The following is a 24,317-nucleotide window of genomic DNA, read 5'->3' on the forward strand; positions in this document are numbered from 1 at the left end:
TTGTTTTGGTAACAAAAACCTAACAAATGCCACTCCATGCCCTCATAAGCGTGAAAAAACAATAACTAACGTGCTCAATGGAGCTGAGTGGGCAAAGCCGTGAAAAATAAACAGAGACCTGTAAACCTCGACCTACAGACGATCAGCTTTCCTGTCACCGCCATCGCTTCCATCTTGCATCGTGTCTCAGGGGTCATCACCTTTGTGGCGCTCTCAATCTTGCTGTGGATGCTTGGTACTTCACTCGCCTCTCCCGAAGGATTTGAGACCGTGGTGTCCATCATGGACAACTTCCTGGTCAAATTCGTGCTGTGGGGGATCCTGACCGCGCTGGCTTACCACATTGTGGGCGGGTTGCGTCATCTGGTCATGGACATGGGCTATTGGGAAGAGCTGGAATCCGGTAATCAGAGTGCCCGTGTGGCCTTCGTGATCACTGCGATTTTGGCGGTATTGGCGGGGGTTCTGGTATGGTAACCAATTCTGCAACATTCGGGCGCAGCGGTGTTCACGATTACATCCTGATCCGCGCCACCGCCCTCATCATGACCTGCTATGTCCTCTATCTGGTGGGTTTCGTTGCGTGCAACGACATCACCTACGAGGTGTGGACCGGTTTCTTCGCGAAAACCTTCACCAAGGTGTTCACCCTGTTGGCGCTGCTGTGTGTGCTGATCCATGCCTGGATCGGTCTGTGGCAGGTGCTGACCGACTATATCAAGCCGGTCGGGCTGCGCGGTGCGCTGCAGTTTGCACTGGTGGTGGTGCTGTTTGTCTATCTGATGACGGGTTTCGTCGTGCTGTGGGGTGTGTAAGGTGACTATTCCAACTCGTGAATTTGATGCGGTCGTGATCGGCGCCGGCGGTGCCGGCATGCGCGCCGCGCTGCAGATTGCCCAATCCGGCAAGAGCTGCGCACTGCTTTCCAAGGTTTTCCCGACTCGTTCCCACACGGTTTCCGCCCAGGGCGGCATCACGGTTGCGCTGGGCAACGCCCACGACGACAACTGGCAGTGGCACATGTATGACACCGTGAAAGGTTCCGATTACATCGGTGATCAGGAAGCCATCGAGTACATGTGCAAGACAGGCCCCGAGGCCGTCTATGAGCTGGAGAACATGGGTCTGCCCTTCTCCCGCTTCGACAACGGCCGCGTCTACCAGCGTCCGTTTGGTGGTCAGTCCAAGAACTTCGGTGGCGAGCAGGCTGCCCGTACCGCGGCGGCTGCCGACCGTACCGGCCACGCCCTGCTGCACACCCTGTATCAGCAAAACGTCAAGAACAAGACCACTGTCTTCTCCGAGTGGTATGCGCTGGATCTGGTGAAGAACCAGGATGGCCACATCGTCGGCTGTACCGCCATCGACATGGAGAGCGGTGAAGTCGTCTACTTCAAGGCCAAGGCCACCGTACTCGCCACTGGCGGCGCCGGTCGCATCTACCAGTCCACCACCAACGCCCACATCAACACCGGTGACGGTGTCGGCATGGCGCTGCGTGCCGGGGTCGGCGTGCAAGACATGGAGTTCTGGCAGTTCCACCCCACCGGCATCGCCGGGGCAGGGGTACTGGTGACCGAAGGTTGCCGCGGTGAAGGCGGCTACCTGCTGAACAAAGACGGCGAGCGCTTCATGGAGCGTTATGCGCCGAACGCCAAGGATCTGGCCGGTCGCGACGTGGTGGCCCGTTCCATCATGATCGAGATTCGCGAAGGCCGTGGCTGCGACGGTCCCTGGGGCCCGCACATCAAGCTCAAGCTGGATCACCTCGGCAAAGAGGTACTGGAATCCCGTCTGCCGGGCATCTGCGAGCTCTCTCGCACCTTCGCCCACGTGGATCCGGTCAAGGAACCCATCCCCATCATCCCGACCTGCCACTACATGATGGGCGGTGTGCCGACCAGCGTGAACGGCCAGTGTCTGACTCAGGACAAGGATGGCAACGACGTGCCGGTGGTCGGTCTGTTCGCGGTGGGCGAGATCGCCTGCGTCTCCGTGCACGGCGCCAACCGTCTGGGCGGCAACTCCCTGCTGGATCTGGTGGTGTTCGGTCGTGCCGCCGGCATGCACCTGGTGGAGACCCTGGGCTCGATGGAGCACGGTGTGGAAGCTACCGAAGCCGACATCGCCAAGGCGCTCGAGCGCCTCAACCGCTGGGAAAGCAACCGTAACGGGGAAGACCCGGCCCAGATCCGCAAGGATCTGCAGCGCTGCATGCAGAACAACTTCTCCGTGTTCCGCGAAGGGGATGCCATGGCGGAAGGGCTGGCCGAGCTGAAACTCATCCGCGAGCGCCTCAAGAACGCCCGTCTGGACGACACCTCCAGGGAGTTCAACACCCAGCGCATTGAGTGCCTGGAGCTGGACAACCTGATGGAGACCGCCTATGCCACCGCGGTGGCCGCCAACTTCCGTACCGAGAGCCGGGGCGCCCACAGCCGCTTCGATTTCCCGGAGCGTGACGATGAGAGCTGGCTGTGCCACAGCCTCTATCATCCGGACACCGAGTCCATGACCCGTCGCGCTGTCAACATGTCACCCAAGACCCGTGAGGCGTTCCCGCCCAAGGTCCGGACTTACTGATTGCGGAGCCAAGCACAATGAACGTCACATTCTCTGTCTACAGATACAATCCGGATGTTGATAACGTCCCCCATATGAAGGAATATCGTCTTGATATTCCTGAAGGTTCCGACATGATGGTGCTCGACGCACTGATCCAGTTGAAAGAGCTGGATCCCACGCTCGCCTTCCGCCGCTCCTGCCGCGAAGGGGTCTGTGGATCAGACGGTCTCAACATGAATGGCAAGAACGGTCTTGCCTGCATCACCCCGCTCTCCGATCTGCTGAAGAAGGGCAATAACGTCGTTATCCGCCCCTTGCCAGGCCTGCCGGTGATCCGTGATCTGGTGATCGACATGACCCAGTTCTACACCCAGTGGGAGAAGGTCAAACCCTTCCTCATCAACGACGAAAAATTGCCGCCCGTGCGTGAGCACCTGCAATCCCCCGAAGAGCGCGCCAAGCTGGATGGCCTGTACGAGTGCATACTCTGTGCCTGCTGCTCCACCTCTTGCCCCTCCTTCTGGTGGAACCCGGACAAGTTCATCGGCCCGGCCGGGCTGCTCGCCGCCTATCGCTGGCTGGCGGACAGCCGCGACACCGCCGCGACCGAGCGACTGGGTAATCTGGATGACGCCTTCAGTGTGTTCCGTTGCCACGGCATCATGAACTGCGTGAACGTCTGTCCCAAGGGATTGAACCCGACCAAGGCCATCGGCCACATCAAGTCGATGCTGCTCAACCGGGCTGTTTGATATCAGGGCCAGGGCGTCACGCGCCAGGCCCGACCTCTGGATAGCCATCCAGCCTGGATGGCTATTTGACCCCTACAAGCTGCGCTGCAGTGAACAAGATGTACAAGGGATAGAAATGCATAACGGCGTGATGAAGGCCTGGTTGGAGTCATCTCACCTGGCTGGTGCGAATGCAAGCTATATCGAGGATTTGTACGAATCCTTCCTGGAAGACCCCGAATCCGTAGCCGAAGAGTGGCGCAGCCTGTTTAGCTCGCTGCCTCAGGTCAATGGCCATGCGATAGAACAACCCCATTCCCGGGTCCGCGATTATTTCCGTCGCCTGGCCAAGGAGCCCTCCCGTTACAGTGCCCCCGTCTCCGATCCGCAAGTGGATGCCAAGCAGGTGCGGGTACTGCAGCTGATCAACGCCTTCCGCTTCCGCGGCCATCAAAACGCCAATCTGGATCCGCTCGGCCTGTGGGCGCGTGAAACCGTTGCCGAACTGGACCCTGCGTTTCACAACCTGCAAGGCGCGGACATGGAGGCCACCTTCAACGTGGGCTCCTACGCCATCGGTCGCGAGACCATGGTGCTCTCCTATCTGTATGCCTCGCTGAAGAAGACCTACTGCGGCAGCATCGGCGCCGACTACATGCACCTCACCTCCACCGAGGAGAAGCGCTGGCTGCAAGACAGGCTCGAATCCATCGAAGGGAAGGGGACCTATACCCTCGAAGAGAAGACCCGCTTCCTCGAGAGCCTGACCGCCGCCGAAGGGCTGGAAAAATACCTGGGTGCCAAGTTCCCGGGGGCCAAGCGTTTCTCCCTGGAAGGGGGCGATGCCATGGTACCCATGCTGAAAGAATTGATCCGTCGCGCCGGTGAGCAGGGCTGCAAAGAGGCTGTCATCGGCATGGCTCACCGCGGTCGCCTCAACGTGCTGATCAACGTGCTGGGCAAGCGCGCCCAGGACCTGTTCGACGAGTTTGCCGGCAAGCACGGCGAATCCTGGGGCACGGGTGACGTGAAGTACCACATGGGCTTCTCGTCCGACTTCGCCACTCCGGGCGGCAACGTCCACCTGGCGCTCGCCTTCAACCCGTCTCACCTCGAGATCGTCAACCCCGTGGTCATCGGCTCCGTGCGTGCCCGCATGGACCGCCGCGGTGACAAGGACGGCTCGACCGTACTGCCCATCACCATCCACGGTGACTCCGCCATGGCCGGTCAGGGCGTGGTGGCCGAGACCTTCAACATGTCCCAGACCCGAGCCTATGGCGTCGGCGGGACGGTGCGCATCGTCATCAACAACCAGGTGGGCTTCACCACCTCCTATATTCGTGACCTGCGCTCCACCGAATATTGCACCGACATCGCCAAGGCGGTGCAGGCCCCCGTACTGCACGTCAACGGTGACGATCCGGAAGCCGTGGTGCTGGTGACCCAGATTGCCCTGGATTACCGCAACACCTTCAAGCGCGACGTGGTGATCGAGCTGGTCTGCTACCGTCGTCACGGCCACAACGAGGCCGATGAGCCGAGTGCCACCCAGCCCTTGATGTACCAGAAGATCAAGCAGCACCCGACCCCGCGCAAGATCTACGCCGATCAGCTGGTGGCCGATGGCGTCATCAGCCAGGAGCTGGCCACCACCCTGGTCAACGAGTATCGCGACACCCTGGATCGCGGTGAGCGGGTGAGCAAGGAGTGGCGTCCGATGGAGCTGCACTCCGTCGACTGGACGCCCTACCTGGGTCACGACTGGGCCATGCCCTATGACAGCACTGTGCCCATGGATCACCTGAAGGCCCTCGGCGAGCGGGTGAGCCAGTATCCGGCCACCCATGTGCTGCAGCGCCAGGTCGAGAAGATCTACGAAGACCGCCGCCTGATGGCCGCCGGCGAGAAGCTGGTGGACTGGGGCTTTGCCGAGACCCTGGCCTACGCCACCCTGGTGGACAAGGGTTCCCGCATCCGCTTCACCGGAGAAGACTCCGGCCGCGGCACCTTCTTCCACCGCCACGCTGTGCTGCACAACCAGACCGATGCCAGCACCTACACCCCGCTGTGCAACCTGCACGACGAGCAAGGCCCGTTCGAGGTGTACGACTCCGTGCTGACCGAGAACGCGGTACTGGCGTTTGAATATGGCTACGCCAGCGCCGAGCCGGCCGGCCTCACCATCTGGGAAGCCCAGTTCGGCGACTTCGCCAACTGCGCCCAGGTGGTGGTGGATCAGTTCCTCTCCTCCGGCGAGCAGAAGTGGGGCCGGATGTGCGGCCTGACCATGTTGCTGCCGCACGGTTACGAGGGACAGGGTCCGGAACACTCCTCCGCCCGTCTGGAGCGCTATCTGCAGATGTGCGCCCAGCACAACATGCAGGTGTGCGTACCGTCCAACCCGGCCCAGGTATTCCACATGCTGCGCCGTCAGGTGGTGCGTCCGATGCGCCGTCCGCTCATCGTGATGACGCCCAAATCCCTGCTGCGCCACCCACTGGCGGTGAGCAAGCTCGAAGAGCTGGCCGAAGGCACCTTCCAGAACGCCATCGGCGAGATCGATGCGCTGGATCCGAAGGGCGTCAAGCGCGTGGTGTTCTGCTCCGGCAAGGTCTACTACGACCTGCTCGATGCCCGTCGCAAGGCCGAGCAGCAAGATGTGGCCCTGGTGCGGATCGAGCAGCTCTACCCCTTCCCGGAAGAGGAAGTGCGCGCCATCCTGGCCGACTACAGCCATGTCACCGACTTCGTCTGGTGTCAGGAAGAGCCGCAGAACCAGGGCGCCTGGTACTGCACCCGTCATCACTACGACAGCGTGCTGCCAAGCCATGCCCGTCTGCGTTATGCCGGTCGCCCGGCCTCGGCCTCGCCGGCCGTCGGTTACATGTCCGTCCACGCCAAGCAGCAAAAAGCCCTGGTGGAAGACGCACTTACCCTGGAATAACGAGTTGTGAAGGAGAGGGCGCTCCCCGGGAGCGTCCTCTTCGACCAAGAACAAGCCCGCTGGCCAAGAAGTAAACAAGGAACTGATTAGATGACTATCGAGATCAAAGTACCGGACCTGCCGGAATCAGTGGCGGATGCCACCATCGCGACCTGGCACAAGAAGCCGGGTGATCTGGTTGCCCGTGACGAAGTGCTGGTTGACATCGAGACCGACAAGGTCGTGCTGGAAGTGCCGGCGCCGGAAGCCGGCGTGCTGGGCGACATCCTGCAAAGCGAAGGGGCCACCGTGCTCTCCCGCCAGCTGATCGCCATGCTCAAGCCTGCCCCGGTGGCCGGTGAAGAGACCAAGGATAAGCCGGTGGAAGCGGTAGCCGATGACGCCGCCGATGGCCTGAGCCCCTCCGTGCGCCGCCTGGTGGCCGAGCATGACATCGATGTTGCCAAGCTGACCGGTACCGGCAAAGGCGGTCGCGTCACCAAGGAAGACGTGGAAGCCTTCATCAAGGGTGGCAACAAGCCTGCCGCCGCGCCGGTTGCCGCTGCAGCCCCGGCTGCACCGGTCGCCCCGCTGGCCGGTCGCACTGAAAAACGCGTGCCCATGACCCGTCTGCGCAAGCGTATCGCCGAGCGTCTGCTGGAGGCCAAGAACACCACCGCCATGCTGACCACCTTCAACGAGATCAACATGGCGCCCATCATGAAGCTGCGCAAGCAGTACGGCGAGATCTTCGAGAAGAAGCACGGCATCAAGCTCGGTTTCATGTCCTTCTACGTGAAGGCGGTAGTGGAATCCCTCAAGCGCTACCCGGAAGTGAATGCGGCGCTGGACGGTGACGACATCGTCTACCACAACTACTTCGACGTCAGCATCGCCGTCTCCACCCCCCGTGGTCTGGTGACTCCGGTGCTGCGTGACTGCGACAGCATGAGCCTGGCCGACATCGAGAAGGCCATCAAGGATCTGGCCGGCAAGGGCCGTGACGGCAAGCTGACCGTGGACGAACTGACCGGCGGCAACTTCACCATCACCAACGGTGGCGTGTTCGGCTCCCTGATGTCCACCCCGATCATCAACCCGCCCCAGAGCGCCATTCTGGGCATGCACAAGATCCAGGACCGCCCCATGGCCGTCGACGGCAAGGTCGAGATCCTGCCGATGATGTACCTGGCGCTCTCCTACGATCACCGCATCATCGACGGCCGCGAGTCGGTGGGCTTCCTGGTCTCCATCAAGGAGCTGCTGGAAGATCCGACCCGTCTGCTGCTGGACGTCTAAGCAAATCGGCCGGATCGACAAGCCCTCTGGCTTGACGGTCTGCGCCACAAGCTTGCCGCCGGACTTCCCGTTCGGCGGCAAGCGGGGGCCCTCGCGGCCCTGACGGAACGTCTGAGTGAAAGTGAAATTAGAAAGATAACGAGGGGCCACCCTGGCCTCTTTCACAGGGGATTGAGAAACACGAGCCCCGGACGGAAATACCTACAACACGGATAGAGCATCTATGAATCTGCATGAATATCAGGCAAAACAGCTGTTTGCCGAGTATGGCCTGCCGGTCTCCGAAGGTTATGCCTGTGCCACCCCGCAGGAAGCGGCCGAAGCGGCCGACAAGATTGGCGGCAACACCTGGGTCGTCAAGTGCCAGGTCCACGCCGGTGGCCGCGGTAAAGCGGGCGGCGTCAAGCTGGCCAAGAGCAAGGACGAGATCCGTGCCTTCGCCCAGAACTGGCTCGGCAAGAACCTGGTGACCTATCAGACTGACGCCAACGGTCAGCCGGTCACCAAGATCCTGGTGGAATCTTGCACCGACATCGCCAAGGAGCTCTACCTGGGCGCCGTGGTTGACCGTGGCAGCCGTCGCGTGGTCTTCATGGCCTCTACCGAAGGTGGCGTGGAGATCGAGAAAGTCGCCCACGAAACCCCGGAACTCATTCACAAAGCCGCCATCGATCCGCTGGTAGGCCCGCAGCCTTATCAAGCCCGCGAGCTGGCCTTCAAACTGGGTCTGGTCGGCGATCAGATCAAGCAGTTCACCAAGATCTTCATGGGTCTGGGCCAGATGTTCCTGGACTGCGACTTCGCCCTGCTGGAAATCAACCCGCTGGTCATCACCGACAAGGGCAACCTGCACTGCCTGGACGGCAAGATCAACATCGACGCCAACGCCCTGTACCGTCAGCCGAAGCTGCGCGAGATGCACGACCCGTCCCAGGATGACCCCCGTGAAGCGCACGCCGCCCAGTGGGAGCTGAACTACGTGGCGCTGGATGGCAACATCGGCTGCATGGTCAACGGCGCGGGTCTGGCCATGGGTACCATGGACATCGTCAACCTGCACGGCGGCTCACCGGCCAACTTCCTGGACGTCGGCGGCGGCGCTACCAAGGAGCGGGTGACCGAGGCCTTCAAGATCATCCTCTCCGACAGCAAGGTACAAGCCGTGCTGGTCAACATCTTCGGTGGCATCGTGCGCTGCGACATGATCGCGGAAGGCATCATCGGTGCCGTGAAGGAAGTCGGGGTGAAAGTGCCCGTGGTGGTGCGCCTGGAAGGCAACAACGCCGAACTGGGTGCCCGTAAACTGGCCGACAGCGGCCTCAATATCATCGCCGCAACGAGTCTGACTGACGCAGCTCAGCAAGTGGTAAAAGCAGCGGAGGCCAAATAATGAGCGTTCTGATCAACAAAGACACCAAGGTGATCTGCCAGGGCTTTACCGGCGGTCAGGGTACCTTCCACTCCGAACAGGCCATTGCCTACGGTACCCAGATGGTCGGCGGCGTCTCCCCGGGCAAGGGCGGCACCACCCACCTGGGCCTGCCGGTGTTCAACACCGTTCGTGACGCCGTGGAAGCCACCGGCGCCACCGCCTCCGTCATCTATGTACCGGCCCCGTTCTGCAAGGACGCCATCCTGGAAGCCATCGATGCCGGCATCAAGCTCATCGTCACCATCACCGAAGGCATCCCGACCCTGGACATGCTGGACGTCAAGGTGAAGCTGCAGGAAACCGGCGTGCGCATGATCGGGCCCAACTGCCCGGGCGTCATCACCCCGGGTGAGTGCAAGATCGGCATCATGCCGGGTCACATCCACAAGCCGGGCAAGGTGGGCATCGTCTCCCGCTCCGGCACCCTGACCTATGAAGCGGTCAAGCAGACCACGGACGAGGGCTTCGGCCAGTCCACCTGCGTCGGTATCGGTGGCGACCCCATCCCGGGTTCCAACTTCATCGATATTCTGGAGATGTTCCAGAATGACCCGCAGACCGAAGCCATCGTGATGATCGGCGAGATCGGCGGCAACGCCGAGGAAGACGCGGCGGCCTACATCAAGGCCCACGTCACCAAGCCGGTGGTCTCCTACATTGCGGGTGTCACCGCTCCGGCTGGCAAGCGCATGGGTCATGCGGGCGCCATCATCGCCGGTGGTAAAGGCACCGCGGCCGAGAAATTTGCAGCCCTGGAAGATGCCGGCGTGAAAACCGTGCGCTCCCTGGCCGATATCGGCAAGGCCCTGCGCGAAGTGACCGGCTGGTAAGTTAGCCTGTTATCTCAGATAGCAAAATGCCGCCCTTTGGGGCGGCATTTTTATTTCTAATGATTTGGCATCATTATTCATTCTCGCGAATCTAAAAATATTTTGTATCTTGTCACGGGGGATATATGGAAATTTCATTGCTTGCGGATCATCCGCATGATGTATCGACGATAGTTGGCTGGTATTTCGATGAGTGGGTCTCTCAGGTGCCCGGCGTTACGAAAGAGATGGTACGTAAAAAGGTTGAAGTAAAAGCCTTGAATAGAAACATCCCATTTAGCCTGGTCGCGCATGACGATAGCGAACTGGTTGGAACATTGGAACTGAAAATCCAGGAAAATAAAAACTACCCTGAATATGAGTTCTGGATTGGTGGTATCTATGTTCCAGCGCCGCACCGCAGAAAAGGCATCGCCAAAAAAAATGATTAATGTCGCCAAGGATATGGCTGTTTCCCGTGGTGTTGCGACACTCTACTTGCAGTGTGAAACACATAACGTTGATTTCTATCGTCAGCAAGGCTTCAACGCAATACATAAATCAACCCACGGTCACTGGGAAACGACCATCATGGTATGGCACGCGGTTGTATAAACATGGTTGAAAAGGTAGGTCGCTGGATGGGTGACATTTGGCCTACCTGATTGAGAGAGTTTGCCGTGATTGGTTATTCGTATTGAATGGTTATTAGGCTACAAGCCTGCGCGCGATAGCGTATTGTTCGAGTCGATACTGTGATTCACCACGGAAGTTTACCTGTTTCCAGGCAAATAAAATCCCGTGAATTAACATCATCACGTTCGAGCATGTCAACCAGTCTGCTTGCGGATTGCTCCGGTGTCAGCATCGCATCGGCAGGGGCCATTTTGGTGAGCAGTGCCCCGGGGTGGACCGAGATCACTTTAATACCCATGCTCTCCAAATCATCCGCCATGCAGAGTGACAACATATTCTGGGCCGCCTTCGCAATGCGATAAGAGAAAGAGCACTTGATTCCCTTGGTTGCGCCTGTTGCTTGCATGTTCAATGATCCTCTCCTTGAGCTGATATTGACGATCAAGGATGGTTGCATTCTATTTTCATGGTTCAGCAGGGCTTTGACGGTAGAAAGAGCGCCGACACAGTGCGTTTTAAATTCATAAGTGAGCTGGTCGCTTGTACTGCGCTTGGTATCTATACCCGGGGTGCCGGCGGAACCCGCATTATTTATGACAATATCTATCTTTGTTTGCTCGATAAACCCGGAAAGCTGAGACTCGTAGTTTTCATGAGTTACATCAGCAACAAGTACAGAGACTCCAGGGTACATAGACGTCAGCATGTCATAGGCATTGGCGGTTCTGACGACTGCATAAATCTGATACTTGTGTTCATAAAAAGTCTGGACGAGTGCCAGCCCCAATCCTCTGCTTGCCCCCGTTATCAATACTGTCTTCATCACACTACCCATTAATCCATATGGTCAGTTCATGTTCACCCGCAGGTTCGAATAGCAGATCATATTCTAACCTGCGGGGGAGGCTAGTATGCCACAGCTATTTCCTCCCACCAGCGGGTAGAAATGACAACCGTTAGATGGAGATCTGCCAGTCTGATTATCTGGATGGGATCACATGAATCGCCGGTAGTGACATTACCCTCGCACGACAGGCAAAACCGCCACCAACCTTGAAAAATCGGACATAGCACGTATAACCACGCGCTTGTCAGTGTATTGAGTGAGCATTTCTTCATGCAGCAAACAGACCCCGTGCAGAGCGCCCCCTTCTGGCAGGAAAAAGCCTGCAATAGATGACCACGGCCGAGTGGGAATCCCTGTGCGACGGCTGCGGCAAGTGCTGCCTGAACAAGCAGGTCGACGAGGACACCAGTGCTCCGACTAAGGCAACCGCTTTAAAAAGAGCCGGGCTGTCCTTTCAGATTTCAGTGCTGAGCATTATTATCATTGACTTCTCTTGTTGCCCTGTAATTAATCATGCAACAAATTATGCTGAACCAAACTACTATAAGCAGGCAGGGCAGGAAAACTGTCTGGAGTTCTAATCTATTCATCCCCCTCAACAAATGGATACATAGTTCATAACAAGCGAAGCTATGGGTAAGATGGCCAATCTTGATATTCTAAAAGGGTTGGTGTTAGTGTTGCAGGCCATATACATTAGCCATTTTTTCAATGCACATCAGCCAAGACAGACCTGTTGAAGAGTGGATGCACACAGCTTTGGGGAACATATGACGGCTAAATTATCGATTCGCTCATATACTTTTGTGTCACATACCCACGCACATGACCATCACCAATTGGTGTTTCCTTTAATCGGTGCGGTTGACATGCATACAGGCCGGCATGCAGGAAGAGGGGTTCCTGGGCAATGTATCATAACTCTTGCTAGGGATGAGCACACATTTGTACCAGAAAAAGGGTCATATTTTCTGGTTGCAGATTTAAGTGAACTTCCTGCAAATATAGAGAAGCTACAAGAGTCTTTTGTGAAAATCTCCGAACCTGTTCAAGCCTTCTGCTTCTTTGTTCAAAAGCAACTTGAGTACCGAACCAGTCCGACACTGGAAAGTAGTATGGGGAATTGGTTTTTTCAGCTTCTGAGCGAACAACCATTTTTGCTGAATACAGATAAAAGGATCTCCCGAGCAATAGAACACTTGGAAAATGATATCCGAATGTCGCCTTCACTGGATGAATTAGCTTCTGTCGCTTGCCTGAGCATAAGTCAATTCAAAACACTATTTAAAAATGAAACAGGGAAAACACCAGGACAATATCTGCTGCATTTAAGGATGGAAAAAGCAAGGGCATTGCTGGTCAATACTGACTACCCTGTCAACGTCATAGCGGGCGAGGTCGGGTATCAGGATTCATCTGCATTCAGCTCTAGATTTAGTCATTACTACGGCTATCAACCTAGAAAGCTACGAGCGAGATAATGCACGAATCAGCTTTTGGCAATACTAAATCGGCTTTTGAACAAACTGTAAGTGAGAGTTTAATGGTAACTTTCAGGGACAAGATAAATAACCAAAGGTAATTGTCCGTGATTGACTCGACACTCTTTATTTTCATCACTACATCATTGTTGATCGTCTTGGCTCCAGGGCAAGATATGGTGTTGGTACTATCCAGTTCTATAGCAAGAGGCCCGAAAGCTGGAGTGATTACAGCGTCTGGGGTCGCGACTGGATTGTTGGGCCATACATTTCTGGTAGCTTTAGGCTTAGGTGCCTTGTTACAAGCATCAGAGTTAGCCTTTGATATAATGAAGTATGTTGGTGCGGCTTACCTTTTTTATCTTGGAGTAAAATTATTTAAAGCGTCAGCTATTGGCTTTGAAAATGTGGGAGGCGTCGATGGGAGTATGAGTTCCTTCTTCTTTAAAGGAATGATCTCTAACATAAGCAATCCAAAAATAGCAGTGTTTTATTTTGCCTATCTACCTCAGTTTGTCAGTGTTGATAGTGCGTCATCGACACAAGCATTATTGTTTTTAGGGGCATCTTTTGCGTTCCTTACCTTTTTAGTAAAATTACCAATAGGTTACTTGGCTGGAGTGTTATCTCCTTGGATACAGTCTAAACCTGCTGTTCAGATTGGATTAAACCGTTCTTGCAGTGTTATCTTGATAGGTATGGCTGTAAATCTATTATTCTTAAGTCAACTGTGAGCTGATAGAATAGGTGACAATTGATATTTAGTTGATTTTTTATAGATGTAATGTCCTTGTTTTTTAATGGAGGAGGCCTTGAATCATCCTCTGTTACACCGAGATACCTCCTGTACCTCTTCTCCTGTTGGCAGCATCCATTTGGTCGTCATGTCAAAGCTGCCAACCTTGAAAAATCGGTCCATAGCGCGTATAACCACGCGCTTGTCAGTGTATTGAGTGAGCCTATCTTCATGCAGCAGAACGCGCAGCAAACAGAACCCGTGCAGAACGCCCCATTTTGGCAGGCGAAGAGCCTGCAGCAGATGACCATGACGGAGTGGGAGTCTCTGTGCGACGGCTGCGGCAAGTGCTGCCTGAACAAGCTGATCGACGAGGACACCGAGGAGCTGGTGTTCACCAACGTGGCCTGCAACCTGCTCAATACCAAGACCTGCCAGTGCTCCGACTACGGCAACCGCTTTAAGAAAGAGCCGGACTGCCTGCAGATCACCCACGACAAGATTGCCGAATATGACTGGCTGCCGTCGACCTGTGCTTACCGCCTGCTGGCGGAGGGGCAGAGCCTGCCTGAGTGGCATCCGCTTATCACCGGCAGCCGCAGCGCCATGCACCAGGCCGGTCAGTCGGTGCGTGGCAAGGTGGTGCACGAGGTGGATGCCGGCGACTGGATCGATCATATCATTACCTGGGCCAGCTAACGCCAGCCTGTCTATCCGGCCAGCCGCAAGCCGTACCAACTGCGAAGGGGCAGGGGAGTCATCACTCTCCTGCCCCTTCGGTTTTCTGGCTTTTTCCAAAGCGCTGGGTGAAGGCGCCTATTTGTCCGCCTTGCCCGCCGCATCGGCAAGTTTGGCCAGCTGTTTGTCGTACCAGGCCACCGGGCGGTTCTCATCCTCTGCCCGCTCCTTGCGCCGGATGGCGTTGCGCACCGCCATGGCCCCCAGCCAGCGAAACGGCTCGGGCGGAAAATAGCCGCGCGGACCGCTTACCAGCGCGCATTCGCGCCACGGCTTGTCCTCCTCTCGCACCTCGTCTCTCACCAACGCCGCCAGGATCTGGCCGCCCATCCAGCTCTGGGCCACTCCGTTGCCGGAATAGCCGAGGCCATAGACAACGTTGGGCTGCCCTCGCCAGTGGCCGAAGAAGGGGAGGCCATCCACCGAGCGATCGGAGGCGCCGCACCAGCTGGCGGCGATGGGTACCTCTTTGAGCGCCGGAAAGAAGCGGCGCAGGGTGCGAGTGAGGGGGGCAAGATAACGACTCGGCGCATCGAACCCGGCCAGATGGCGGTTGGCAAAGGCGAAGGTGTTGCCCCCCTTGCCGAGCATCAGCCGCCCTTGCGGAGTGGATCGGTAGTAATGCACAAAGGTGCGGCCATCCACCACGGTGCGGCCGTGCGCAAGCTGCTGGGCGGCCAGTGCACCCGGCGCGGGCTCGGTTATCACCATGTCGGAGGAGACCAGCACGATACTGCGGCGAAACTCGCGAAAGTGCTGCGCCATGGCGCTGTTGAGGGCCAGCACCACCTTGCGGGCACGCACCTCGCCCTGCGGCGTTTGCACCCGTGCAGGCTGGCCCCCTTCGAGGCGCTGCATGGGGGAGTGCTCATAGACCTCAATGCCCAATTCCCGTGCCACCCGCAGCAGGCCGCGCACCAAGAGCGCCGGTTGCACCGAACCGGCGTGGGGGCTGTAGAGCCCCTCCAGATGAACGTGGGAGCCGCTCTGGCTCGCCAGTTCATCCTCTTCAATCACTTGCCACTGGTTAAGGCCGGCCTGCTTCAGCGCCTGCAATACCGGCTCCATCAGCCCGCGCTGCGCCTCGCTGGTGGCGGTGTAGCAGGTGCCCTCGACCCTCAGCTGTGCCTCTATGTTGTGCTTTTCGCAGAAATGGGCGATCTCGTGCACCGCCTGCTCGGATCTTTGCACCTGCCAGGCGGCCTGCTCTTCGCCAAAAAGGCGCGTTAAGGTCAGGTACTTGGCCGACCAGGTGAGCAGGCAGCCGCCGTTGCGCCCGGAGGCGCCGCTGCCGCAGCGATCTTTTTCCAGCACCATGATGCGCAAGTGTGGCTCGGCCTGTTTAAGGGCGATGGCGCTCCACAGCCCGGTAAAGCCGCCGCCGACGATACAGACATCGGCCTCGTGGTGGCCGACGAGGGGCGTGGGGGGCGCGGGTTGTTCGGCGGCGAGCGCTTCGGCCAGCCAGAAGGGGAGAGTGGGCATGATGACTCCTCGACAAGGTTATGGGTGGCGCCAGCGCTGGGTGCGATCCAGCAGGGTGCGGCTCAAAAAGAGCTGGAGCAGCTTGACGGTGGCGGTGGCCAGCAGGATCAGGGTAGCCATGGCGGCGGCCGCGGCGGTGTCGCCGGAGTCCTCCATATTGAGCACGGCGATGGAGGCGAGCACGCTGTCGCTCGAATAGAGGAAGATCACCGCCGAGGTGGTGGTCATGGCGTTGACGAACAGATAGATGAAGATCTCCAGCAGTGCGGGCAGGGAGGCGGGCAGGGTGACTCGCCAGAACGCTTTCCAGAGCGGAATGCGCAATGAGATGGCCACCAGCTCCAGCTCCTTGGGCAGTTGTTTCAGGCTGGTCAGCGCCGTCATATGACCCACCGTGTAGTAGTGGATGACGCAGGAGAGCACCATCAGCGGCAGAGTGCCATAGAGAGTGCCAAAGAGCGGATTGCCGTTGAAAAAGAAGATGTAACCCAGCCCCAGCACCATGCCGGGCACCGCCAGCGACAGCATGGCTAGCAGATGCAGCAACTGACGCAGCCATGTAAAGTGGCGCCCCTTCTCCTGCGCCCAGGCCAGCACCATCACCAGCACGGTGCCGATAAGCGCGGTATAGAGGCCCAGCTGCAGGGTGTTGGTAAAGGGCTGCCAGCCGTAGACGCTGTTGCTGTCAAAGGCGTAGTGATCCAGCGTCAGCCCGAGGTTGTAGGGCCAGAACTGCACCAGCGAGCCGTAAACGGCCATCCCCACCAGCGCCAGAAACAGCAGGGCCCAGAGGGTGCACCAGCCGAGGGCCAGCAGATCCCGCAGCCGATTGGGTTTGGGCTGATAGGGCACCGCCTTGGTGCTGCTCTGCTCCTGCATCTTGCTGCGCACCCTGTGCTCCAGGGCAAAGCTGAGCAGCGCCGGCAGCAGCAGGGTGACGCTGGCGACGGCCCCCAGCGAGAAGTTCTGCATCCCGATCACCTGCCGGTAGATGTCGGTGGCCAGCACGCTGTACTGGCCGCCAATCACCTTGGCCACCCCGAAGTCGCAGATGGTGAGGGTAAAGACGGCGATGGCGGCGCTCAAAAGGCCATAGCGGGAGGTGGGCAGGGTGACGGTGACAAAGGTGCGCCAGCCGCTGCTGCCCAGCACCCGGGAGGCTTCATAGAGGCGGGCGTCGCTCTGACCGAGCGCCGTGATGAGGATCATCAGGGCGTGGGGGAAGCACCAGAAGCCCAGACCAATGATGATACCGATGGGGCCGTAGATGCTCTCGCCGCCGAGCAGCCCCTTGGCGATCCCCTGATTGCCAAACCAGTAGACCAGACTGATGGCGGGCAGCAGGGAGGGCATCAAGAGCGGGATAAGGCCGATGAGGCGAAACAGCCCCTTGCCCGGCATGCAGGTGCGGGTGAGGGCATAGGCGTAGCCAAAGGCGATGGTCACCACCAGCGCGGTGATTAAAATCCCGAGCCAGAGGGTGTTGCCGATGGTGCGCCCCAGATGAGGGGAGTCGAAATAGGCGCTGAAGTTGGCAAGGCCCACCCAGAGGCCGTTCTCATCCTGCAGGCTCTTTTGCAGCATGGTGAGCAGCGGCATCAGCAGACCGCCGGTGAGCAGGGCGATGCCGAGCACCAGCAGGATCAGTTGCAGCAGCTGATCCCGGCTCCAGCCGCGACAAAGCCGCTGCCAGCGGATGTTTTGTCGGGCTGTCGCTGGCGGCAACAGGGAGGAGGTCGTGAAGGGGGCTGTCATGGGCACTCTCCTTCAAACAGTTGCATCGCCCCGGCGGGCCAGTGCAGCGAGCAGCGCATGCCGCTGCGCCAGCCACCCTGTTCGTGGCGGGGCAGCTCGTGGGTCGGGCGCTCCACCAGGATCTGCTGCGGGCCCAGATAGGTGTCGGCGGTGCAGATAAGGCGCTGGGCGGCGCCGAGAAACTCTACCTGATCAATCTGAGCGTCGATGCCGTGCTGCCCAAGACAGGGTTCGCTGGGCGCACTCAGGGTGATTGCCTCGGGGCGGATCGCCACCTGCAATTTGCTGCCGGCCGCGGCCCGGTTGGCGAGTGTCAGCGGCTGCTCGTTAAGGCGCACCTGAGTGGGGCTTAGCACCAGGGTGTCGAGGAAGTTCATGGTGCCGACAAAGCTTGCCACGAAGCGGCTGGCTGGCTGGTGGTAGATCGCCTGCGGGGTGCCCACCTGCACGATGCGGCCGCCCTCCATCACCACGATGCGATCGGCCATGGTCAGCGCCTCTTCCTGGTCGTGGGTCACCATGATGGTGGTAATGCCAAGGCGCTGCTGCAGGGCGCGGATCTCGCTGCGAAGGTGGGTGCGTACCAGTGCATCCAGCGCGCTGAGCGGTTCGTCCAGCAGCAGCAGGCCGGGGGAGAGGGCCAAGGCCCGGGCCAGCGCCACCCGCTGCTGCTGGCCGCCGGAGATCTGGCTCGGGTATTTGTGGGACTGGGCTGTGAGATCCACCAGCCCCAGCCAGTGATCGACCCGCTCCTTGATGAGATCCTGTGCCAGCCCCTGATTCTCAAGGCCGAAGGCGATGTTCTGGGCCACCGTCAGGTTGGGGAAGAGGGCATAGGACTGAAACACGATGCCAAAGTCGCGCTGCTGGGGCGGCAGCTGGGAGATATTGCGCCCCCCTTGCCAGATCTCGCCGCTGTCCGGCAGATCCAGCCCGGCGATGGCTCTGAGCAAGGTGGTCTTACCGCAGCCGGAGGGGCCAAGAAAGCAGATAAACTCCCCCGGCTCAATGGTCAGGGAGATCCCCTTGAGGGCCTGAAAAGTCCCAAACTGCTTGTTGAGATGTTGAATGTCCAGATAGGGCTGGGTCATGGTGCGACTCACTACTGATTTGGTATATACCAGTTTGCGGGTGAAGTGTGACGGTCAGGTGATCTAAGGATGACGGCTTGATGACAGTTAGATGACGATGGGTAGCCAGCAGCTAGCTTGGCCGCTTGTGGATGGGGGCGCCACCCATTGAGGACGACACAAACAGGGGAGGCGATGCCAAAAAACGAAGGCCAACCTGGGTTGGCCTTCGGCAATGGATCTGTCGACGGCGATTTGCTGCCATTGCACAAACCTGTCCTCAACGGGATTACTGCTTGGCTTCGGTCTTGCCGTCGAAGCTGGCGCTCCACTGGGCCAGGATGGCATTGCGCTCGCGGGCGGCCCAGCCAAAGTCGTTGTCGATCATCTGGCTGTTGATGTCCACCGGATAGCCGGCTCTAGGCTTGGCCATCTCCGGGATGGCGACCACGGCGAACGACTTGTTGTAGAGAGCGTTGGCCTGTTCGGTGGCGGCAAAGTCGAGCAGCTGTTTGGCGGCCTCCAGCTTGGGGGTGCCCTTGATGATGGCGGCGGCTTCCATGTCCCAGCCCGAACCCTCTTTCGGGAACACCACCTCGATGGGGGCACCCTTGGCCTTGAGGCTGGTGGCCGGGAAGTCAAAGGAGATACCGATCACCGTCTCGCCGCTGGCGGCCAGCTTGCAGGGGGCCGAACCCGAGTGGGTGTAGCGGTCGATGTTCTGGTGCAGACCGTTCATAAATTGCCAGCCCTGCTGCTCGCCCATGGTCTGCAGCCAGCCGGCGACGCTCAGGTAGCCGGTGCCGGAGGAGCTGGGGTTGGGCATGATCACCTTGCCCTTGTAGACGGGCTTGGTGAGATCGGCCCAGCTAGTCGGCGCCGGGATCCCCTGTTTCTCCGCCTCTACCTTGTTGAAGCAAATGGCGCTGAAGAAAGCGTCCAGACCGATCCAGTGGGGCTCGGCCTTGCTGTCGCGAAAGCGGCTGTCGAGCCTCTCCAGCCCTTTGGGAGCGTAACCGGTCAACATCTGCTGCTGATCGAGCTGCATCAGGCTGGTGGCTGCCAGCCCCCACACCACATCTGCCTTGGGCTGGGCTTTTTCCGCCAGCAAGCGGGCGGTGACCACGCCGGTGGAGTCGCGCACCCACTTGATGTTGATGTCCGGATGCTGGCGCTCGAACGCGGTTTTCAGCTCGCCGAGCTGCTCCGGTTCGAAGGCGGTGTAGACGGTGAGATCGGTGGCGGCCAGTGCCGGGGCTGTCATGGCGGTCAGCACGGCGGCGGCCAGCAGATGGGTTCCCTGTTTCATCCTCTTCTCCATGTCGGTTGGATTGGTATAAACCAGATTGGTCGAGAGAGAGGCTAGGGGAGCTTTATTACGATCCTGTGACGGCCCCGTGACGTTTTGCCTACGTCACTCCTGGGTATCCACCTCGATCTCCAGGCTGTCGTGGCGCCAGTACTCCAGATCGAAGTCGAGTACCCGGCCGTGTTGATCGAAGTTGAGTCGCTCCAGGCGCAGGGCGGGCAGACCCGCGGTGGCCCCCAGTGCCTTGGCCACCTCGTCCGGCAGGGCGGTGGGGAAGAAGCGCACCTGCATGCGGGCGTAAAGAAGATCGTAATGGGCCTGGTAGGTCTCGGTCAGGCTGCCGTTGAGATCCAGCTCCAGCAGGCCGGGCACCCGCTCTGGCAGGCAATGGTTCTCGCAGTAGCAGATGGCGCGCCCGTTGGCATAGCGCAGCCGCTTGAGCAGAAACAGGCTGTCGAACGGCTTGAGCTGCAGCCGCGCCATCAGCGCCGGGGGCACCGCCTGGCGGCTTTTTTCCAGCAGCTCGGTGCGCGGCTCCCCCCCTTGCTCCCGCACTATCTGGTGAAAGTTGGAGGTGCGTCTGGGATTGAGGCGAAAGCGCGGCGGAGTGACGAACCAGCCGCGGCGATCCTCCCGATAGATAAGGCCATTGGCCTCCAGCTGTACCAGCGCCTCGCGGATGGTGACTCTTGTGGTGCCGTAGAGTTCCCCCAGCAGCCGCTCGGAGGGGAGCTTGTCGTTGGGGGCCAGGCCCCCCGCCAGGATCTGGTTGGCGAGGGCATCCTTGATCTGCAGGTATTGGGGTTTGCTCATGAAAGTCCCTGGTTGTGCAATGGGTTGGGCACAGGTCTGGTCGTCGATCCGGTCGCTAAACAGAGGTGTCAAAGTACATTGGTAAAGACCTGTGTTGCCCCTGTGGTTCTGGCTTCCTAGATTATCGCGATCCCGGCGCCGAAAATGAATTTTTTGTTGCACGTAAGGGCACCCCTTTGACCTTGGCGGGGCTGTTACCCACAATGCGCTCATTCTGGTATATACCAAAAGGAGCGAAGTCATGACCCATATTCCTGCGGCCCCCGCCGCCGCCGATTACCTGCTGCTGACCCCGGGCCCCCTCTCGACCACCGCGACTGTGCGTGCCGCCATGCTGCAAGACAGTTGCACCTGGGATGCGGACTACAACCAGGGTGTGGTGGAGCCCATTCGCCGCGAGCTGGTGCGCCTCGCCACCGGCCCTGAATATGAAAGCGACTACAGCGCCGTATTGCTGCAGGGGAGCGGCAGCTATGTGGTGGAGAGCGTGCTGGGCTCGGCCATCGGCGCCGATGAGTGCCTGCTGATCATCAACAACGGTGCCTACGGCGCCCGCATGGGGGAGATGGCCCGCTGTCTTGGCCTGCGCCACCACGAGCTGGACTGCGGCGAGACAACCCGCCCGGAACCCGCAGCCATCGAGGCGATACTGGTGCGCCACCCCGAGATCACCCACTTGGCCATGGTGCACTGCGAGACCACCACCGGCATGCTCAACCCCCTTGAGGAGGTGGCTGCGCTCTGCCAGCGCCGCGGCATCCGCCTGATCGTCGATGCCATGAGCAGCTTTGGTGGCATCCCCATCGATATGGGCCGCCTTGGCATCGAGTTTCTCATCAGCTCCGCCAACAAGTGCATTCAGGGGGTGCCGGGCTTTGGCTTCGTCATCGCCCGCCGCGCCGCGCTCACGGCCTGCGCCGGTCGTGCCCGCTCGGTCTCCCTCGACCTGCATGCCCAGTGGCAGACCATGGAGCAGCAGGGGGGCAAGTGGCGCTTTACCTCGCCCACCCATACCGTGCTGGCCTTTGCTCAGGCTCTGCGCGAGCTGGAAGAGGAGGGGGGCATCGTCGCCCGCCATCAGCGTTACAGCGAGAATCAGCGCACGCTAGTGGATGGCATGGCCGCCCTCGGCTTTGAACCGCTGCTGCCAGAAAAATGGCAATCCCCCATCATCACCGCCTTCTACTCTCCGGTCCATCCTGACTACCGCTTCGCCGACTTCTACCAGCGGCTCAAGGGGCAGGGTTTTGTCATCTATCCGGGCAAGGTCTCCCAGGCCGACTGTTTCCGTATCGGCAATATCGGCGATGTGACTCCGGCGCGGGTGCGCTGCTTGCTCGCCGCCATGGCCAGCGCCTGCTACTGGCAAGGGGACGCGCGATGACCAGCCTGCTGGCCCTGGGTCGTGATCTGCATGACGAGAAGCTGCACGGCAGCGGCCGCGCCGACAGCGAAGGGGATATCAACCTTGGCGTGGGTCGGGCGCGCTGGTGGGCAGGTCAGAGCGAAGATGTACAGGCCGGATTGGCGGAGGATAGCCGCTACTTTCTCCATCAGGCCCTCTCCACCCCTTGTCTCGATTTGATTGAGGGGGCGCAGGGGAGCTGGCTGACCAGCGTATCGGGCAAGCAGTACCTGGATTTTCACGGCAACAGCGTTCATCAGCTGGGCCACGGTCACCCCAAGGTGGTGGCCGCGGTGCAGCAGCAACTCGCCGACTTGCCGTTCGCTCCCCGCCGCTACACCCATAGGGTCGCCATCGACTGCGCCCGCACCCTGGCCGAACTGGCCCCTGGCGATCTCAACCGGGTGCTGTTCGCCCCCGGCGGCAGCGAGGTGGTGGGGATTGCCCTGAAGCTTGCCCGTTTCATCACCGGCAACAGCAAGGTGGTGTCCCTGTGGGATGCCTTTCACGGCGCCTCCCTCGATGCCATCTCGGTCGGTGGCGAGGCCTGCTTTCGCGCCGGTATGGGCCCCTTGATGGCCGGAGTGGAGCGCATCCCGCCCCCCACCCGCTATCGCGGTGTCTGGTATCGCGGAGAGGGGGATGACCTGCACTACGCCGATTATCTGGAGTACGTCATCGAGAAGGAGGGGGGAATAGGCGCCTTTATCGCCGAGCCCATTCGCAACACCGATGTGCAGGTGCCCTCAAGGGCATATTGGCAGCGGGTGCGGGAGATCTGCGATCGCCACCAGGTGCTGCTGATCGTCGACGAGATCCCCAATGCCCTGGGTCGCACCGGCCACTGGTTCAGCTTCGAAGAGTTCGGCATCGAGCCTGACATCATCTGCCTTGGCAAGGGGCTGGGGGGCGGGGTGGTGCCCTTTGCCGCGCTTATCACCCGGGATCGCTTCAATCAGGCGGCGGCTATTTCGCTCGGTCACTACACCCACGAGAAGAGCCCCGTCGGCTGTGCGGCGGCCCTCGCCACCATCACCACCATCCGTGAAGAGGGACTGCTGGAAAAAGCGCGGGAGGATGGCCGCTTTATGGCGCGCGAACTGGCAGCGCTTGCTGAGCTCCACCCTCTTATCGGCCAGGTGCGCGGTATCGGTTTGCTCTGGGCGCTGGATCTGGTGGTCGATCACCAGAGTCGTACCCGCAATCGCCAGGCTGCCGAGCGGCTGCTCTACCGCTGTCTGGAACTGGGGCTCAGCTTCAAGGTCTCCCAGGGCAACGTCATCCAGCTCTCGCCACCGCTCAATATCGCCCGCGCCGATCTGGTGCGCGCCATCGCCATTCTCGATCGCGCCCTTGGCGAGATTGCACTTTCCCCGAAACAGGAAGATCACCATGACTGACTTGCAGACTGCCATCGACCCGACCACAGACATAGAGGCGCTGATCCTCGACTGGGCCGGCACCGTCGTCGATTTCGGCTCCTTCGCCCCCACCTCCATCTTCGTCGAGGCCTTCGCCCGCGCCTATGACTTTGCTGTGACCCTGGATGAGGCGCGCCAGCCCATGGGGCTGGGCAAATGGGATCATATCGCGGCGCTCGGCCGGCTGCCCTCGGTGGATGCCCGCTGGCAGGCTCGCTTCGGCCACCCCATGAGCCACGCCGAGGTGGACCACCTCTATCACACCTTTATGCCGCTGCAGATTGCCGCCGTGACCCGCTTCGCCACCCCCATCCCGGGTGTGCTGCCGGTGCTGGAGGCTCTGCGAGCTCAAGGGCTGCGGATCGGCTCCTGCTCCGGTTACCCCCGTCCGGTGATGGAGGCGCTGGTACCGGCGGCGGCTGAGCATGGCTATCGGCCGGATCACTGGGTCGCCACCGATGACCTCAAGGCGGGCGGCCGCCCCGGCCCCTGGATGGCGCTGGCCAACGTGATTGAGCTGGGAATAAGCGCCGTGCATCGCTGCATCAAGGTGGATGATGCCGTGCCAGGCATCAGCGAAGGGTTGAACGCGGGCATGTGGACCGTGGGATTGTCGGTTTCCGGCAACGAATTTGGCGTTACCTGGGAGGAGTTTGCCGCCATGAGCGAGGCGGAGATCGCCGCCCGGCGCGCGCCGGCCGAGGCCAAGCTGCGGGCGGCGGGGGCCCACTACATCATCGACACCCTGGCGGATATCGCCCCGGTTATCGCCGACATCAACCGCCGTCTGGCGGCAGGCGAGCGGCCCTGAACAAGGCGGGATGAGAGGAGGGGAGAGCCGGCCTTGCCTGCAGGTTTT

Annotated in this window: 22 protein-coding genes; 16 read left to right on the top strand and 6 right to left on the bottom strand. The window is 59.9% G+C overall.

Features of this window, described 5'->3' with window-relative positions; all coding sequences use genetic code 11:
* The first annotated feature begins 87 nt into the window (after window positions 1–87).
* From sdhC to AB5Y94_RS04810, 9 genes are all read left to right on the top strand, one after another.
* A complete protein-coding gene (gene sdhC, locus AB5Y94_RS04770) occupies window positions 88–477 on the top strand; it encodes a succinate dehydrogenase cytochrome b556 subunit (RefSeq protein ID WP_005300207.1) in 390 nt (129 codons plus the stop codon).
* On the top strand, window positions 471–815 hold the full coding sequence (sdhD, locus tag AB5Y94_RS04775) for a succinate dehydrogenase, hydrophobic membrane anchor protein (protein ID WP_005300209.1): 345 nt from the start codon (window positions 471–473) through the stop codon (window positions 813–815). Before sdhC ends, sdhD begins: the two co-directional genes overlap by 7 nt.
* Window position 816: 1 nt before the next feature.
* Window positions 817–2,583 carry a succinate dehydrogenase flavoprotein subunit gene (gene sdhA, locus AB5Y94_RS04780; RefSeq protein WP_017779962.1) on the top strand — a complete coding sequence of 589 codons (1,767 nt, stop codon included), beginning with the start codon at window positions 817–819 and terminating at the stop codon, window positions 2,581–2,583.
* 17 nt (window positions 2,584–2,600) lie between these two features.
* Window positions 2,601–3,317, top strand: coding sequence for a succinate dehydrogenase iron-sulfur subunit (locus AB5Y94_RS04785; RefSeq protein ID WP_010634177.1), 717 nt, complete (start codon window positions 2,601–2,603; stop codon window positions 3,315–3,317).
* Between the two features lie 115 nt (window positions 3,318–3,432).
* Complete coding sequence (gene sucA / locus AB5Y94_RS04790) at window positions 3,433–6,243, top strand: 2-oxoglutarate dehydrogenase E1 component (RefSeq protein WP_368205075.1); 2,811 nt, start codon at window positions 3,433–3,435, stop codon at window positions 6,241–6,243.
* Window positions 6,244–6,333: 90 nt separating this feature from the next.
* Complete coding sequence (gene odhB / locus AB5Y94_RS04795; protein WP_368205077.1) at window positions 6,334–7,521, top strand: 2-oxoglutarate dehydrogenase complex dihydrolipoyllysine-residue succinyltransferase; 1,188 nt, start codon at window positions 6,334–6,336, stop codon at window positions 7,519–7,521.
* 223 nt (window positions 7,522–7,744) lie between these two features.
* Entirely contained in the window at window positions 7,745–8,911 is a 1,167-nt protein-coding gene (gene sucC / locus AB5Y94_RS04800; RefSeq protein ID WP_005300220.1) for an ADP-forming succinate--CoA ligase subunit beta, read from the top strand.
* Window positions 8,911–9,783, top strand: coding sequence for a succinate--CoA ligase subunit alpha (gene sucD / locus AB5Y94_RS04805; RefSeq protein ID WP_005300222.1), 873 nt, complete (start codon window positions 8,911–8,913; stop codon window positions 9,781–9,783). Before sucC ends, sucD begins: the two co-directional genes overlap by 1 nt.
* A 125-nt stretch (window positions 9,784–9,908) precedes the next feature.
* Window positions 9,909–10,214 (top strand): GNAT family N-acetyltransferase, encoded by a 306-nt coding sequence (locus AB5Y94_RS04810; RefSeq protein ID WP_368205079.1) that lies wholly within the window; start codon window positions 9,909–9,911, stop codon window positions 10,212–10,214.
* Between the two features lie 308 nt (window positions 10,215–10,522).
* Here AB5Y94_RS04810 and AB5Y94_RS04815 read toward each other — a convergent pair whose 3' ends face one another.
* Complete coding sequence (locus tag AB5Y94_RS04815; protein ID WP_368205080.1) at window positions 10,523–11,221, bottom strand: SDR family NAD(P)-dependent oxidoreductase; 699 nt, start codon at window positions 11,219–11,221, stop codon at window positions 10,523–10,525.
* A 353-nt stretch (window positions 11,222–11,574) separates the two neighbouring features.
* On the opposite strand from AB5Y94_RS04815, the gene AB5Y94_RS04820 reads away from it, so the two are divergent.
* The 4 genes from AB5Y94_RS04820 to AB5Y94_RS04835 all read left to right on the top strand — a co-directional run bounded on the left by AB5Y94_RS04820 (window position 11,575) and on the right by AB5Y94_RS04835 (window position 14,161).
* Window positions 11,575–11,826: a hypothetical protein gene (locus AB5Y94_RS04820; RefSeq protein WP_368205146.1), complete on the top strand. Its 252-nt coding sequence runs from the start codon at window positions 11,575–11,577 to the stop codon at window positions 11,824–11,826.
* A 162-nt stretch (window positions 11,827–11,988) separates the two neighbouring features.
* The gene (locus AB5Y94_RS04825; RefSeq protein WP_368205081.1) at window positions 11,989–12,726 is read left to right on the top strand and encodes a helix-turn-helix domain-containing protein; all 738 of its coding nucleotides are present in this window, start codon (window positions 11,989–11,991) and stop codon (window positions 12,724–12,726) included.
* A gap of 107 nt (window positions 12,727–12,833) precedes the next feature.
* A complete protein-coding gene (locus tag AB5Y94_RS04830) occupies window positions 12,834–13,460 on the top strand; it encodes a LysE family translocator (RefSeq protein ID WP_368205083.1) in 627 nt (208 codons plus the stop codon).
* A 233-nt stretch (window positions 13,461–13,693) separates the two neighbouring features.
* On the top strand, window positions 13,694–14,161 hold the full coding sequence (locus AB5Y94_RS04835; protein ID WP_017787165.1) for a YcgN family cysteine cluster protein: 468 nt from the start codon (window positions 13,694–13,696) through the stop codon (window positions 14,159–14,161).
* Window positions 14,162–14,278: 117 nt separating this feature from the next.
* Here the strand turns inward: AB5Y94_RS04835 and AB5Y94_RS04840 are convergent, their stop codons facing one another.
* The 5 genes from AB5Y94_RS04840 to phnR all read right to left on the bottom strand — a co-directional run bounded on the left by AB5Y94_RS04840 (window position 14,279) and on the right by phnR (window position 20,632).
* Entirely contained in the window at window positions 14,279–15,685 is a 1,407-nt protein-coding gene (locus AB5Y94_RS04840; protein WP_368205085.1) for an FAD-dependent oxidoreductase, read from the bottom strand.
* An 18-nt stretch (window positions 15,686–15,703) separates the two neighbouring features.
* Window positions 15,704–17,440: a putative 2-aminoethylphosphonate ABC transporter permease subunit gene (locus AB5Y94_RS04845; RefSeq protein WP_368205087.1), complete on the bottom strand. Its 1,737-nt coding sequence runs from the start codon at window positions 17,438–17,440 to the stop codon at window positions 15,704–15,706.
* Window positions 17,437–18,531 (bottom strand): putative 2-aminoethylphosphonate ABC transporter ATP-binding protein, encoded by a 1,095-nt coding sequence (locus tag AB5Y94_RS04850; protein ID WP_368205144.1) that lies wholly within the window; start codon window positions 18,529–18,531, stop codon window positions 17,437–17,439. The genes AB5Y94_RS04845 and AB5Y94_RS04850 overlap by 4 nt, the downstream gene beginning before the upstream one ends.
* 268 nt (window positions 18,532–18,799) lie before the next feature.
* Complete coding sequence (locus tag AB5Y94_RS04855; protein ID WP_081843760.1) at window positions 18,800–19,819, bottom strand: putative 2-aminoethylphosphonate ABC transporter substrate-binding protein; 1,020 nt, start codon at window positions 19,817–19,819, stop codon at window positions 18,800–18,802.
* A gap of 105 nt (window positions 19,820–19,924) precedes the next feature.
* A complete protein-coding gene (phnR, locus tag AB5Y94_RS04860) occupies window positions 19,925–20,632 on the bottom strand; it encodes a phosphonate utilization transcriptional regulator PhnR (protein ID WP_167576578.1) in 708 nt (235 codons plus the stop codon).
* A gap of 241 nt (window positions 20,633–20,873) precedes the next feature.
* Between phnR and phnW the strand changes: the two genes are divergently transcribed.
* From phnW to phnX, 3 genes are read left to right on the top strand one after another with little or no spacing between them, the layout of a single operon-like run.
* On the top strand, window positions 20,874–22,016 hold the full coding sequence (phnW, locus tag AB5Y94_RS04865) for a 2-aminoethylphosphonate--pyruvate transaminase (RefSeq protein ID WP_368205089.1): 1,143 nt from the start codon (window positions 20,874–20,876) through the stop codon (window positions 22,014–22,016).
* Window positions 22,013–23,437, top strand: coding sequence for an aspartate aminotransferase family protein (locus AB5Y94_RS04870; RefSeq protein WP_368205091.1), 1,425 nt, complete (start codon window positions 22,013–22,015; stop codon window positions 23,435–23,437). Before phnW ends, AB5Y94_RS04870 begins: the two co-directional genes overlap by 4 nt.
* Window positions 23,430–24,269, top strand: coding sequence for a phosphonoacetaldehyde hydrolase (gene phnX / locus AB5Y94_RS04875; protein ID WP_368205092.1), 840 nt, complete (start codon window positions 23,430–23,432; stop codon window positions 24,267–24,269). Before AB5Y94_RS04870 ends, phnX begins: the two co-directional genes overlap by 8 nt.
* The last annotated feature ends 48 nt before the right edge of the window (window positions 24,270–24,317 follow it).

The organism is Aeromonas sp. s5 (assembly GCF_040907865.1).
GTDB classification, from domain to species: domain Bacteria; phylum Pseudomonadota; class Gammaproteobacteria; order Enterobacterales; family Aeromonadaceae; genus Aeromonas; species Aeromonas dhakensis.

Bases quoted from the DNA above. Each gene is read 5' to 3' on its own strand.
- AB5Y94_RS04820 (WP_368205146.1), top strand. From the start codon at position 11,575: ATGACCACGGCCGAGTGGGAATCCCTGTGCGACGGCTGCGGCAAGTGC.
- sucC (WP_005300220.1), top strand. From the start codon at position 7,745: ATGAATCTGCATGAATATCAGGCAAAACAGCTGTTTGCCGAGTATGGC.
- phnX (WP_368205092.1), top strand. From the start codon at position 23,430: ATGACTGACTTGCAGACTGCCATCGACCCGACCACAGACATAGAGGCG.
- sucD (WP_005300222.1), top strand. From the start codon at position 8,911: ATGAGCGTTCTGATCAACAAAGACACCAAGGTGATCTGCCAGGGCTTT.
- AB5Y94_RS04785 (WP_010634177.1), top strand. From the start codon at position 2,601: ATGAACGTCACATTCTCTGTCTACAGATACAATCCGGATGTTGATAAC.
- AB5Y94_RS04855 (WP_081843760.1), bottom strand. From the start codon at position 19,819: ATGAAACAGGGAACCCATCTGCTGGCCGCCGCCGTGCTGACCGCCATG.
- AB5Y94_RS04850 (WP_368205144.1), bottom strand. From the start codon at position 18,531: ATGACCCAGCCCTATCTGGACATTCAACATCTCAACAAGCAGTTTGGG.
- AB5Y94_RS04840 (WP_368205085.1), bottom strand. From the start codon at position 15,685: ATGCCCACTCTCCCCTTCTGGCTGGCCGAAGCGCTCGCCGCCGAACAA.
- phnW (WP_368205089.1), top strand. From the start codon at position 20,874: ATGACCCATATTCCTGCGGCCCCCGCCGCCGCCGATTACCTGCTGCTG.
- AB5Y94_RS04845 (WP_368205087.1), bottom strand. From the start codon at position 17,440: ATGACAGCCCCCTTCACGACCTCCTCCCTGTTGCCGCCAGCGACAGCC.
- sucA (WP_368205075.1), top strand. From the start codon at position 3,433: ATGCATAACGGCGTGATGAAGGCCTGGTTGGAGTCATCTCACCTGGCT.
- AB5Y94_RS04835 (WP_017787165.1), top strand. From the start codon at position 13,694: ATGCAGCAGAACGCGCAGCAAACAGAACCCGTGCAGAACGCCCCATTT.
- AB5Y94_RS04815 (WP_368205080.1), bottom strand. From the start codon at position 11,221: ATGAAGACAGTATTGATAACGGGGGCAAGCAGAGGATTGGGGCTGGCA.
- sdhD (WP_005300209.1), top strand. From the start codon at position 471: ATGGTAACCAATTCTGCAACATTCGGGCGCAGCGGTGTTCACGATTAC.
- odhB (WP_368205077.1), top strand. From the start codon at position 6,334: ATGACTATCGAGATCAAAGTACCGGACCTGCCGGAATCAGTGGCGGAT.
- AB5Y94_RS04810 (WP_368205079.1), top strand. From the start codon at position 9,909: ATGGAAATTTCATTGCTTGCGGATCATCCGCATGATGTATCGACGATA.
- AB5Y94_RS04870 (WP_368205091.1), top strand. From the start codon at position 22,013: ATGACCAGCCTGCTGGCCCTGGGTCGTGATCTGCATGACGAGAAGCTG.
- phnR (WP_167576578.1), bottom strand. From the start codon at position 20,632: ATGAGCAAACCCCAATACCTGCAGATCAAGGATGCCCTCGCCAACCAG.